The 12,687-nt window shown below is 64.0% G+C and carries 10 protein-coding genes; 2 read left to right on the forward strand and 8 right to left on the reverse strand.

Annotated elements, in window-relative coordinates:
• Positions 1-7: 7 nt before the first annotated feature.
• Positions 8-1,360, reverse strand: a complete 1,353-nt coding sequence (locus G7047_RS23185; RefSeq protein ID WP_166310406.1) for an MFS transporter — start codon at positions 1,358-1,360, stop codon at positions 8-10.
• Between the two features lie 162 nt (positions 1,361-1,522).
• Between G7047_RS23185 and G7047_RS23190 the strand changes: the two genes are divergently transcribed.
• The gene (locus G7047_RS23190) at positions 1,523-2,458 is read left to right on the forward strand and encodes a LysR family transcriptional regulator (RefSeq protein ID WP_166310408.1); all 936 of its coding nucleotides are present in this window, start codon (positions 1,523-1,525) and stop codon (positions 2,456-2,458) included.
• Between the two features lie 17 nt (positions 2,459-2,475).
• On the opposite strand, the gene G7047_RS23195 is transcribed toward G7047_RS23190, so the two are convergent.
• The 6 genes from G7047_RS23195 to G7047_RS23220 all read right to left on the reverse strand — a co-directional run bounded on the left by G7047_RS23195 (position 2,476) and on the right by G7047_RS23220 (position 11,177).
• A complete protein-coding gene (locus G7047_RS23195; RefSeq protein WP_166310410.1) occupies positions 2,476-3,138 on the reverse strand; it encodes a dihydrofolate reductase family protein in 663 nt (220 codons plus the stop codon).
• 34 nt (positions 3,139-3,172) lie between these two features.
• Positions 3,173-4,591, reverse strand: a complete 1,419-nt coding sequence (locus tag G7047_RS23200) for a HAMP domain-containing sensor histidine kinase (protein WP_166310412.1) — start codon at positions 4,589-4,591, stop codon at positions 3,173-3,175.
• A 23-nt stretch (positions 4,592-4,614) separates the two neighbouring features.
• Entirely contained in the window at positions 4,615-5,319 is a 705-nt protein-coding gene (locus G7047_RS23205) for a response regulator transcription factor (RefSeq protein ID WP_166310414.1), read from the reverse strand.
• Between the two features lie 282 nt (positions 5,320-5,601).
• Positions 5,602-6,879, reverse strand: coding sequence for a TolC family protein (locus tag G7047_RS23210; RefSeq protein WP_240939228.1), 1,278 nt, complete (start codon positions 6,877-6,879; stop codon positions 5,602-5,604).
• Positions 6,872-9,985, reverse strand: a complete 3,114-nt coding sequence (locus tag G7047_RS23215; protein ID WP_166310418.1) for an efflux RND transporter permease subunit — start codon at positions 9,983-9,985, stop codon at positions 6,872-6,874. The genes G7047_RS23210 and G7047_RS23215 overlap by 8 nt, the downstream gene beginning before the upstream one ends.
• Positions 9,986-10,001: 16 nt before the next feature.
• The gene (locus tag G7047_RS23220; protein ID WP_240939229.1) at positions 10,002-11,177 is read right to left on the reverse strand and encodes an efflux RND transporter periplasmic adaptor subunit; all 1,176 of its coding nucleotides are present in this window, start codon (positions 11,175-11,177) and stop codon (positions 10,002-10,004) included.
• A 218-nt stretch (positions 11,178-11,395) separates the two neighbouring features.
• Here G7047_RS23220 and G7047_RS23225 point away from each other — a divergent pair, with 218 nt between their 5' ends.
• The gene (locus G7047_RS23225) at positions 11,396-11,836 is read left to right on the forward strand and encodes an OsmC family peroxiredoxin (RefSeq protein WP_166310420.1); all 441 of its coding nucleotides are present in this window, start codon (positions 11,396-11,398) and stop codon (positions 11,834-11,836) included.
• On the opposite strand, the gene cobA is transcribed toward G7047_RS23225, so the two are convergent.
• Positions 11,814-12,653 (reverse strand): uroporphyrinogen-III C-methyltransferase, encoded by an 840-nt coding sequence (gene cobA / locus G7047_RS23230; RefSeq protein ID WP_240939230.1) that lies wholly within the window; start codon positions 12,651-12,653, stop codon positions 11,814-11,816. The genes G7047_RS23225 and cobA overlap by 23 nt on opposite strands.
• Positions 12,654-12,687 lie beyond the last annotated feature (34 nt).

Genomic DNA, 12,687 nt, shown 5'->3' on the forward strand with positions numbered 1-12,687 from the left:
CAGACGATCAACGGTTGACCAGACGTTTTGAAATCAGCAACACTGCGAGGCTGCCAAGACACAGCACGCCCGACAGCAAATACAAGCCCGTCGTGGCCGAGCCGGTGGCGGTGAACAGCTTGCCGAACACCGTGGGGCCGAGAAAGCCGGCCATCTGGCCGAACGCGTTCACAAAGGCGATGCCCACGGTAGCGGCCGCGCCTGAGAGCACAGCGGTCGGCAGGTTCCAGAACAGCGCGTTGGCGATCACATTGCCCGCCACCGCCACCACAGAAACCAGCACCAGCGCGGTCACATCGCCCGCAGCCCATGGCAGCGCCGCCACGCCTGCGGCGCTCAACAGGCCCGGTAACACGGTATGCCAGCGGCGCTCGCGCAGCCAGTCGGAGGTACGCCCCAGTACCAGCATGCCGATGACGGCCACCGCAAACGGTGCGGCCACCATCCAGCCGATGTGCACGGTGCTCTTCACGCCCGCAGCGCGCAGCATTGATGGCATCCAGAACATCAGCGTGACGCCCGCGAGATACGCAAAATTGATGAATGCCAGCAGCCACACCAGCGGCGAACGCATTGCGTCGCCGACCTTGTGCGTGAGCGCATGGCTCTGGTCGACGACGATGCGCGATTGAAGCAACGCCTTCTCGTCTGCCGAGAGCCAGCGTGCATCTTCAATGCGGTCGTTCAGGTAGAAAAACGCGATCACGCCAAGCACCACCGCCGGAGCGCCTTCCAGCAGAAACAACCACTGCCATGCGGACAGATGCGCGTTGCCCCCGAAGTGCTCGAGAATCCAGCCCGAGACGATGCCGCCGAGCACGCTGCCCACCGGAATCGCCGCCATGAACAGCGTGATGACGCGGCTGCGGCGCTCGGCCGGATACCACTGCGTGAGATACAGCATCACGCCAGGAAAGAAGCCCGCCTCGGCCGCGCCGAGCAGCAGACGCACGGTGTAGAACTGCATCGGAGTCTTCACCAGCAACGTGGCCATGGAGAGCATGCCCCAGGTGATCAGAATGCGCGCGATCCAGCGGCGCGCACCAAAGCGCGCCATCAGCACATTGCTCGGCACTTCGAGCAGAAAGTAGCTCACAAAGAAGATGCCCGCACCAAGGCCGAACACCGCCTCGCTGAAACCCAGTTCATCCTGCATTCCGAGCTTGGCGAAGCCGACGTTCGTGCGGTCGATGAAGGCGAACACGTAGCCGACGAACAGAAAGCTGATCAACCGCCAAGTGACCTTGGAATACACCTTGTCCTCCATGGCGTGCACCGCAGCGCGGGATGTGCAAGAGGCGTTGCTGCCCAACGGCGGCGCTGCGAACGAGGGCGATGAAGAGGACGATGACGACGGCATGCGGTGTCTCCGGGAATGTTCTGTGATGGGGGCGGTTTATGTCGAATTGCCGCGAATTTCAGCAGAGCAAGCCCACTTGCGGGTAGCGATAAAATTTCAGGGCGCACACCTTTGGTTGTCACCGAAATCCTCAGGTGTTCAGTACCTCGAAGCGAAAACCACATGAAAATGCATCAACTCCAGGCACTGGTGGCGGTGGCCGAGCACGGCAGCATCCGCCGCGCGGCGCAGTCACTGTCGCTCTCCCAAACCGCGCTGACCAAGGCGCTGCGCGAACTGGAGCTTGATCTGCAGGCCGGTCTGCTACACCGCAGCCCGCAGGGCGTGCGGCTCACCGACATTGGAGCCAAGCTCCTGCAGCACGCCAAGCTGATCCTCGCCGAGGCCGCAGACGCCCGCGCCGGAGTGCGCCACATGCTTGGGCTGGGCACGCCGACGGTGCGGGTCGCGGTCACGCCCACGTTCTCGCTGCTGTGCCTGTCGGAAACCGTGTCGCGCTTTCGCGCACGCTACCCCGATGCGCCCCTCAGCATCCGCGACGCCTTCCTGTCGCAGACCCTGCCCATGCTGCGCGACGGCACCATCGACCTGGCGATCACGGCGCTGATGGACGGCGCACTCGGCTCCGACCTGCTGTTCGAAGACATGGGCGAACTGACGATTGCGCTGGCCGGTCGCGTCGATGGCCGCAGCAGCAAGGTACCCCGGCGCCTCGCCGATCTCACTGACGCCGCGCCGTGGCTGCTAGACGGGTCACCCTGGGGCATCAGCGAGGCGGTGCGCCAGTGGCTGGCGCTGCACGGCGCCCCGCAACCACGCCTTGTGCTGGAGTGCCCATCCAGCATGGCATCGCTGGTGCTGTCCACCGAAGGCCATGCCATCGTACCCACGCCACAGCCGATTCTCTCGGTGCCATGGATCGCGGGTGTATCCAGGGAAATATCCGTGGTCGAGCCGCTGCCCAGCCTGCCGTTGGGCCTGGTCACGCGCCGTGGGCACCGGCTCGATGGACCCGCCGAATGGTTTGCCGAATGCGCTCGACTGGAGTTGAAAAGGCTGCTCGGGAAGCCCCCCGCCCGCAAGCGTCTAGCGCGCTGATGCAGCTGCGTGCTCGCTCAGCTCAGTGCATACCGACGATGCCTCAGCACCACATGCGTGGCCTTCTCCGACGCCACGGTCTCCACACACTCGTACCCCAGAGTCCGCAGATCCAGCCCTTCAAACAGTGGCTCGCCGCGCCCAAGAAGCACTGGCGAGATGGCGATGTGCAGCTCGTCGATGAGTCCCTCGCGCAGATACTGTCGGATGGTGTTCGCGCCACCGCCGATGCGTACATCCCGCCCCGCGGCGGCCTCGCACGCATGGGCCAGCGCCTCTTGAATGCCGCCCGTGACAAAGTGGAACACCGTGCCGCCTTCCATCACAATGGAGGCGCGCGCATGGTGGGTCAACACGAACACCGGCACATGGTACGGAGGGCTGTCGCCCCACCAGCCCTTCCACGCATCGTCGAGCCAATCGCCGCGGATTGGGCCGAACATATTGCGCCCAAGAATCCACGCGCCCACATCGCGAAAGCCGCGCGCCGCGAACGCATCGTCCACACCCGACGTACCCTCTTCCTTGCCGAACAGGCTTTGCTGGAAGGTGCGTGTCGGCACCAGCCACTGGTGCAACTCCGTGCCGCCCACGCCGAGCGGATGGTCGATGTCCTGATCCGGTCCTGCTCCATAGCCGTCGAGCGAAATGGTGAAGCCTTCAACACGTACTCGAGTCATTGTTTGCCTCCGTGTGAAAAAACCGATGGGCAGTCTACGCTGATGATGGCTGAGCCGACAGTGCAATGGGCTGCGGCAGCTCCGGCAACCAAAGGCGTGCCTGCAACCCACGCGGCAGATTCGTGAAGTCGAGCCGCCCGCCGTGCAGTTGCACGATGGCGTGCACACTGGCGAGCCCGAGACCGTAGCCGCTGCGGTCCTTTCGCGCGCGAAAGAAGCGCGTGGTCATCTTCTCGATGGCCTGCGGGTCCACGCCGGGGCCGTTGTCCTGCACCAGAATCTCGACGCCCGAAGCCGCACGCTGTGCGGTCACGATGATGTGCACCGGGAGCACAGGGTTCTCAGCGTCGCCCGAGCCACCGTACTTGATCGCGTTGTCCAACAGATTGGCCACCGCGCTCGCGATCAGGTTGCCGTCACCCAGCACCGTCAGTTCCGGCTGCACGTTTACGTTCAGCGTGCCCTCGCCATCATCGAGCAAGGGCTCGTAGAACTCTGCCACATCCACCAACAGCGCGTTGATGTCTACCGGCGCAAAGCTCGCGCGGGTGGTGCCGCTTTCCACTTCGGCGATCTGCAGCAACTTGTCGAAAACGATGCCCAGTTCCTCCACCTCCCCCGACACGCGCGCGAGCGTCGCGGACTGCTCCTCGGAGTTGAGCTGGCGTGCATTGCGCAGTTGCAGCGTGATGCGCGTGAGCGGCGTTCGCAGGTTGTGTGCGATGGTGTTGGAGACATGACGGATGCCTTCCATGAGCTGCTCGAGCCGGTCGAGCATGCTGTTGATGTCGCGATTGAGCAGCGTGAATTCATCGTCGCGCCCAGCCACCGGAATGCGCTGACTCAAATCGCCCGCCGCCACGCGCGCCATCGTGCTGCGGATGGCGGCCGCGCGCTCGTCCACCACACGTCGGAACGTGAGCGCACCACCGATGGCCATGACAAACGCAATGACCGCTGCCAGCAGACTCGCGCGGCCAACGAGATCCTCCATGTCGCGCTGCTGTTGCATATCGGTGCCCACGGCCAGAAACTGGCCACTTGGAAGCTCGGCCACCGACACGCGTCCGCTCACGATGCGCCCCGCGCGTCGTACCTTCAACTCCCGCATGCCCATGGTGGTCAGGCGCCGCAGCGGCACCACGCTCGCGTTGCCGATAATCGGTACGCCATGCCCATCCATCAAGATGATGATCTCCGTATCGGTGTTCACTCCATCCTGCAGGGTCTGACGGATCTCGGCTTCGAGCGCCTCCTGGCCGTGCTTCTCCGCATGATCCACCAGTCGCTTGAGATGCGCCTCGGCCTGCTTATCCACCCGTACACGCAGCACGCCCACCGTCTGCACATAGAACACCGCCAGCACGATGCCCATGGTCAACACCATCAGCCCCGCAAACTGCAGCGCGAGGCGAAAGGCGGTGGAACTCCAGGGCTTGGCGTGAGGGGACATATTCCGGCTTCCGGGATGATCCGTCAGGCGCTTTGCGGCAGACGCTCGGGCGCATCGGTCAGGCTGTAGCCCACGCCGCGCACCGTGTGGATCAGCGCCGGCTCGAACCCCTTGTCCACCTTGCCGCGCAGACGGCTGATATGCACGTCGATCACATTCGTCTGCGGATCAAACCGGTAGTCCCACACCGACTCCAGCAGCATGGTGCGCGTGACGATCTGGTGCGCATGCTGCATCAGAAACGCGAGCAACCGAAACTCGCGCGGCTGCAGCGCCAGCGGCACGCCAGCGCGATCCGCACTGCGCGTCATGAGGTTGATCCGCAGATCCGCCAACTTCATCTCCCGCACAGGAGCCGGCACCTGCGCCCGCCGCATCAACGCCTCCAGCCGCGCCGACAACTCGGAAAACGCGAACGGCTTGGTGAGGTAATCATCACACCCCGCCTTCAACCCCCGCACCCGCTCATCAGTCGCCGACAACGCCGAAAGCACCAGCACCGGAGTCGTCTTCCCAATCGCCCGCAGCGTCTGCAGAATCTGCAGCCCGTCGAATTCATCGGGCAGCATGCGATCCAGAATGATCACATCCCACTGCTCCCCCACCGCCAGCGCAATGCCCTGCACGCCATCACCGCACACGGTCACCTGCGCCCCTTGCTCACGCAAACCATCTGCGATGTAGCTGGCGTTGAGCGCGTCGTCTTCGATGATGAGATAGCGGTACATAAAAAAAGGAGACAGGAAAAATCCCAATCCCCCACTATACGTGCGCCCAGAAGGCATCTCGCGAAGTCGCGAGATGCAAAGAGGCACGAGCGAAGCAAAGTGCCGAATACCCCTCTTCCATACTGACTTCCGGCGGTTGTCCGAGCGGAGCGCGCAGCGCGAAGTCGAGTTCTGCCGGAGGTATTCAAAAGCGCGTTTTTGGTTACTTTTTGCGCGCAGGCAAAAAGTGACTCCGCCGCCGGGCGGAACTCCCGGCCTCCGCCCTCAGCAAAACCGAGAAGATCAATCCACCGAAGGCACATTCCCACTGGACAACCGCACCTGCCACTCCGCATCCAGATAATCCTTCACCAATTCCAGATACTCCAGCCGATGATCATTGATGGAACTGAGCGCATCAATCAGCTCCAAAACCCCGCCCTGCCCCAACCGATAAGCATCCCCCGACATCTGCCTGAGCGGCTCGATCTGCGCAAGCCCATCCTTCTCATACGCGAGCACGCTCTCGCGTTTGAGCTGCAACTGCTGCAGCGCGCTGTACAACCCCGCCTGCGCATCCTGCTGCGCAGCCGAAAGCCGCAACTCCGCCTGCTCCGCTTCCATCCGCGCATGGTCGATATTCCCCTTGTTGCGATCGAACAGCGGAATCTCCATCGACACGCCCCACTGCGTATAGCTGCCATCGTTGCGGCTCTTCACACGCGAAACGCCGACGCTCGGTGTGGGGTACGCATCGCGCTTGGCGACCTCGATCTTGTGGCGCGCCTGATCGAGTTCGGCCTGCGCCGAACGCAGAGCGGGCAAACGGGCGCTTGACTGGCTCCACAGAGTTTCAAAGTCGGGCACCGGCACCTGCTCCAGCGTCTTGAGAGAGCCTTCCGCACGCACCTGCCAGGTCGGCATCGCGGCCACTTTGGCGGCGTTGGTGACGACGGCCTTGAGGGCTGCGTTCGCCTTGGCCACCTGCATCTTCATCTGCGCTTCCTGCAGCGTAAGACGCGCGCCGTCATAGCGGCTGCGCGCGCCCGCTTCGATCTGGCCACGCACGATGTACGCGGCCTTCGCCAGCGACTGTTGCGCGTCCTGCCAGATCTGCACGCGCTGCTGTGCGACCAGCAGCTCATTGAAGGCCTGGGCGGCGTCGTTCAACGCCGCATTCACGGCCATGTCCACATGCGCGGCGGCGGTGATCTCACCCTTCTTCGCATTCTCGATGCGCAGACCGTGTTGACCAAAAATGGGAATCGGCTGCTCGATGCCCACGCCATGCTCGCCGGGCTTGCCATACGCCGACGCGACGGGATTGGGAAACGCCGAGGCCGTCACCGTGTCGGCACGCGCGAGCCCTGTTTCGAGACGGCTCGCGGCCAGCGACGGTTGATTGCGCACCACCAGACGCAGATACTCTTCCATCGTCACCGGCTGCTGTGGCATGGACGATTGGCTGACCGCCCCAGCCACCTGCGAATTGTTCAAATCCGCCGCATGCACGGCAACCACGGGCCATGCACCACAGACCCACAGCGACGCTGCGGCCACCCAGCGGTATGTCTTAGTCATCTTGGGCGCTTTCATCGATTTCTTCCTGGGTCAACATGTTCTTGGGGCCGAGCAGCATGTACAGCACCGGCAACAGCACGAGCGCGACGATGGGCAGGATCACCATGCCGCCGACGATCACCGAGGCGAACGGGCGCTGCGTCTCGCTGCCCACGCCGGTGGACAAGGCCATCGGCAGCAGACCCAACAGCGCGAGCAAGGCCACCAGGACGATGGAACGCATGCGTTCCGCCGTGCCCTCGATCAGCGCCTGCATCATCGGCATGCCCTGACGGCGCAGCTCTTCGACGGCCGACACCACGAGCAAGCCAGCCAGCGCGACCTGCCCCAACAGCGCGATGAAGCCGATCGCCGCGCTGATCGACAGCTCGATATGTGCCAGATGCAGCGCCGCGATGCCACCCACCATGGTGAACGGAGCGCACAGCAAAATCACCGCAGCGCTGCTCGCATGACCGAGCGCGCCGAACAGCAACGCAAACACGATCAGCAGCGACAGCGGCACCACGACCTTCAGGCGCGCGGCGGCACGTTGCTGGTTTTCCCACTCGCCACCCCAGAAGGCCTGATAGCCGTCGGGAATCTTCACGTTCTGGTTGAACGCGGCCAGCGTGTCACGCACCACCGAGCCGATGTCCCGTCCTTCCACGTTGAACTTCAGCGCCATGTAGCGCGCATTGCCTTCGCGGAAAATCGACGAATTGCCGATCTTGATGCCCACACTGCCCACCGAATGCAGCGGCACCGAGCCCCCATCGGGCAGCGGAATCGCGATGTTGCGGATGCGCTCCTCATCCATGCGATCCACATACGGCAGGCGCACGCGCACCGGCACGGGGTACTCGCCTTCCCACAGCGTGGTGGAGATGTTGCCGGCCAGCGCCACTTCCAGCGTCTTCTGCGCGGTCTCCATTGCAATGCCCTGGCGCGCGAGCGCCGCACGGTCGAACTCCACATGCAGCTGCGGCGCGGGGGCGTCGCGGTACAGGTCGAGATCGACCACGCCTTCGATGTCCTTGGTCGACGCCACGGTCTGCTGCAGGATCGAGCGCAGCGTGGGAATGTCGGGCCCGAACAGCTTGAGCACGACCTGGCCGCGTGCGCCCGAGGTGGACTCTTCCACGCTGTCGCGAATCGGCTGCGCGAAGTTGAATGCCACACCGGGAATCTCGCCCAGGCTTGCGCGCATCTGCTCGATCAGCTCGGGCTTGGTCAGGCCCTTGCGCCATTCGCCGTGTGGCTTCAGGCGCACCAGCGACTTGGCGAGGTTGATGGTCTCGTTGTCGGTGCCCGATTCGGGACGGCCCTGCTCGGTCGTCACCGAGATCACCTCGGGGAAAGCCTTGAGCCTCAGACGCACATCGCGCAGCACTTCCTGACCCTTCTCGAGCGAGATGGACGCGGGCATCTGCACCAGCACATAGGCATCGCCTTCGTCGAGCTCCGGCAGGAATTCGGTGCCGAGGAACTTGGCCGAAACGCCCGCCACCACCAGCACCGCAATCGACACGATCAGCACTACGCCCCGGCTGCGTGCAGCACCCAGCACCTTGCCGATCCAGTGTTGATAGCCATGGTGCGCCTTGTCGAAGATCTTGGGCTCTTCGACCATCACATGCTTGGGCTTGAGGAACAGTGCGCACAACGCGGGTACCAACCCCATCGCGAAGATCAGCGCGCCGAGCAGCGCGAAGCTGTAGGTCATCGCGAGCGGACGGAAAATGCGGCCCTCGATGCTCTGCAGCGAGAACACCGGAATCAGAGCAGCGATCACGATGGCCATCGCGAACAGCGTCGGCTTGGCCACGGCCACGGCCGAATCGATGATGATGTGGCGCATGTCATTGGCGGTCTGCGGTTTCCGCAAGCGCGCATTGCGGATGATGTTTTCCGCCAGCACCACCGCGCCGTCCACCATGATGCCGAAGTCGATGGCGCCCATCGAAATCAGGTTGGCGGGCATGCCCAGCAGGTGCAGGCCGATAAAGGCCACCAGCAGCGACAGCGGAATCACCGTCGCGACGATCAGCGAGCCGCGCACACTGCGCAAAAAGAGCCACAGCACAGCGACGATCAACGTGGCACCAAACAGCAGGTTGTGCTGCACCGTGGCCAGCGTGTGACCGACCAGATCGGAGCGGTCGTAGTTGGTGGTCATGTGCATGCCTTCTGGCAGTCCACCGCTGTTGAGTTCGGTCACCTTGGCGTGGATGTCGTCAAGCACCACGGAAGGGTTCTCGCCGCGCTTGAGCAGCACAATGCCCTGCACGATGTCGTCATGCTCGTTCTGGCCGACGGAGCCCTGGCGCGGCGTGTGCGACTGCACCACGCGCGCCACATCGCCGATCGTCACCGGCGCACCGCCGCGCATGGCGACCACCACCTCGTTGATCTCCTGCGGCGACTTGAGCAGACCGATGCCGCGCACGATCAGCGACTGCTCGCCACGGCGCATGAGGCCGCCGCCGACATTGCGGTTGGACTTGGCGAGCGCATCGCTCACGTCGTCGATGGACAGGCCCAGCGAATACAGCTTTTCGGGATCGACCTCGACGTGGAATTCCTTCACGAAACCACCCACGCTCACTACATCGGCCACGCCCTGCACCTGCTTCAAGACGCGCACCACATGCCATTCCTGCTCGGTGCGCAGCTGCGCGAGCGTGTGGCGGTCACTCTCCAAACGGTAGTAAAAAATCTTGCCGAGTGGCGTGTAATCCGGCGCCATCTCGGGCGTCACGCCCTGCGGCAGATCGGCCTGCGGCAGGCGCTGCGACACCTCGGCACGTGCATTGAAGCTCACCGCATCGTCATTGAAGACGAGGTTGATCATCGCGAGCCCGAAGTAGCTTTCGGAGCGCAGCGACACCAGACCCGGAGTGCCGTTGAGCTCGCGCTCCAGCGGCTGAGTGATCTGGCGCTCGACCTCCTCAGGCGCAAGCCCGGGGGCCTGCGCGATCACGCCGACCTGCACATTGGTCACGTCCGGATAGGCCTCGATGGCAGTATGCAGATACGACCAGACGCCGTAGATCGCGATCAGCGCCGTGGCACACAGCGCCAGCAGGCGGCGATGCACGACGAAGGAAATGAAGGATTTCAACATGTGTGACTGCTCCGGTTCAGAGCAGTTGGTTCGCAGCGCCGTCGAGCAAGAGGCCGCCCTTGACGACGATCTTCTCGCCCGGCTTCAGGCCGCTGATCACCGGCACCATGCCACGTGTGGGACGGCCGAGCTGCACGGTCCGCGCCTCGAACTCGTTGTCCGAGCGCTGCACGTAGACCACGCTGCGGCTCTCATCCTTGATGAGCACAGCAGTCACGGGAATCATCATCTCGTGCGCATTCGATGTCTGAACGCCCACCTTCACCTGCATGCCTGCACGCAGTGCAGGGTTCTGCTGGTCGAGATCGACGACCACCGACGCGCGGCGCGAATCCTTGTCGAGCGTGGCCCCCAGATAGCGCACCTTGCCCGCCATCGGCTTGGTGATCTGCGGTGCCTCGATCTGCACCGGGCTGCCCACGGCAATGCCCTGCAGATCGCTTTCGAACACCTGCGCGACCACGTTCATCGCGCCCGGATCGCCGATGGTGAACAGCGCGGCTCCGGCGTCCATGGCAGCACCGACCTGCGCCTTGCGCTCGGCGATCACGCCCGCGCGTGGTGCACGCAGCACCAGCTTGTCGCCATCGCCCGAACCGAGCAACGCCACCGTGCCGGATGCACGCGAGAGCTCCTGGCCCGATTCGCGCAGCTTGGCCTGCGCGGCACGCAAGTCCACATCGATGCCCACGCCCTTGTCCACCATGGTCTGATAGCGCTGCGCCTCCACGGCGGCCACGTCGCGCGCAGACTTCGCTGCGGCCAGCTCGTGGCGCGTGCGCAGCGCATCGGGGCTCACCAGCGTGGCGAGCACATCGCCCGCCTTCACCACATCGCCCACATGGGCCTGAACGGACACCACGCGCGCAGCCACCGGCACCGACACTGCGGCGGTGCGGTCTTCGACGAACGCCACCTGCGCGGGGGCCCAGGCCAGTTGGGTGCCGCTCGCGGCAGCCACGGGCTCGATGCCCAGCATCTTCACCGACGCCGATTCGAGCCGCACCACGTCGCGGTTGGAGTCGTTACCCGCTTTTTTGGGTTGCGGCGCCTCGGCCGCTGCGGGCGCTGCCGCCGAAGAGGAATCACAGCCCGAAAGCGCCGCGCCGAGCAGCAGGCTCGCCGTCAGTCCGAACGCCATTGCGGGAACGCGCCCCGCCCATTTGCCTTGTCTCACCATTTGCTTGACCATCTCGCACCTCGTACTCATCAATGGACGCGATGCTAGGCAGGACACTTCAGGCTGTGGATAAAGCTTTCATTAACGTTTGGTAAGGTAGGGATCCGCAGGATCGACGCACGCTTGTAGGAATCGACCGACAAGCAAAGTCCACTCGTCCCACAGCGGCGTGCAATCGGCCTGTGTTGTGATCCACTTTTTACGGGTTCGCCCGCAGCGAGGAGCCATCAATGTCCGCAGAAAAGTCCGCATCCGTCCACTGGCAAGGCGCCGGCAAGGAAGGCAAAGGAGAAATCTCCACCGAAACCGGTGCGCTGAACAAGGCGCCCTACGGCTTCGCCAGCCGCTTTGGTGATGACCGCAAGGCCACCAACCCCGAGGAAATTCTGGCCGCTGCACATGCGGCCTGCTTTGCGATGGCGTTCTCGTTTGCCTGCGATGGCGCGGGCATCAAGACCGAGACGGTGGATACCTCGGCCAAGGTGCGCTTGACTCAGGAGGGTGCCGGATTCAAGATCAGCCGCATCGCGCTCACGCTGAGCGCCAAGGTGCCGGGCATCAGCGAAGAGCAGTTCCAGAAGATCGCCGCCGAGGCGAAAGCGGGCTGCCCGCTGTCCAAGGCCCTGGCGAGCGTGCCCGAGATCACCCTCACCGCCACGCTGGTGAGCTGACAGCCTGACGTTCGGCGACGCGAAAGTAACTACCGTCGCCGAACAGCGCCACCGGGTCACCGGTGCGCACCACATCGCCGATCACGAAAACGCAGGGACTGCCCAATCCCGACTCCTGCAGCGTGTCGGCGAGCTGGCCAAGCTCGGCAATCACATGCGCCTGCTTACGCTGACTTGCGTTGCTGATCAACGCAGCAGGTGTCTGCGCGCCGAGCCCTCCGGCCAACAGCCCCGATTCAATCTCGCGTGCGGACGACACGCCCATGTAAATCACCAGCGTCAGCTTGGCCTCGCGCGCCATGCGCCCCAGCTCACGCCAGTTCACGCCCTCGTTGCCATGGCCTGCATGGCCGGTGACGAGCACCACGCCATGCGCATGTTCGCGGTGCGTGAGCGAAATGCCCAATGAACTTGGCGCGGCGAGGCCTGAGGTGATGCCGTTGATCACCTCGACCTGCACGCCCGCTGCGCGCAGGTGCTCGGCCTCTTCGCCACCACGCCCGAAGATGAACGGATCGCCGCCCTTCAGCCGCACCACGATTTCGCCCTCGCGCACGGCCATAAGCATCAGCCGCTCGATGAATTCCTGCGGCGTGCTGATGCAGCCGCCGCGCTTGCCCACGCGGATCACCCGCGCCGCGGTGGAAGCCATCGCCACGATCTCGTCAGACACCAGATCGTCCACCAGCAGCAGCGTCGCGCTCTGAATCGCCTTGAGCGCCTTGAGAGTCAACAGCTCCGGATCGCCAGGCCCAGCGCCCACCAGAAAGCAGCGTCCCGTGAGTTCAGGGTTCGGGAAGTGATTCATCGTCGTCATGATGTGCTCCTTGTCTCCATGCTCTTCGTCTGTC

Source organism: Diaphorobacter sp. HDW4A, from assembly GCF_011305995.1.
Lineage (GTDB): Bacteria > Pseudomonadota > Gammaproteobacteria > Burkholderiales > Burkholderiaceae_C > Diaphorobacter_A.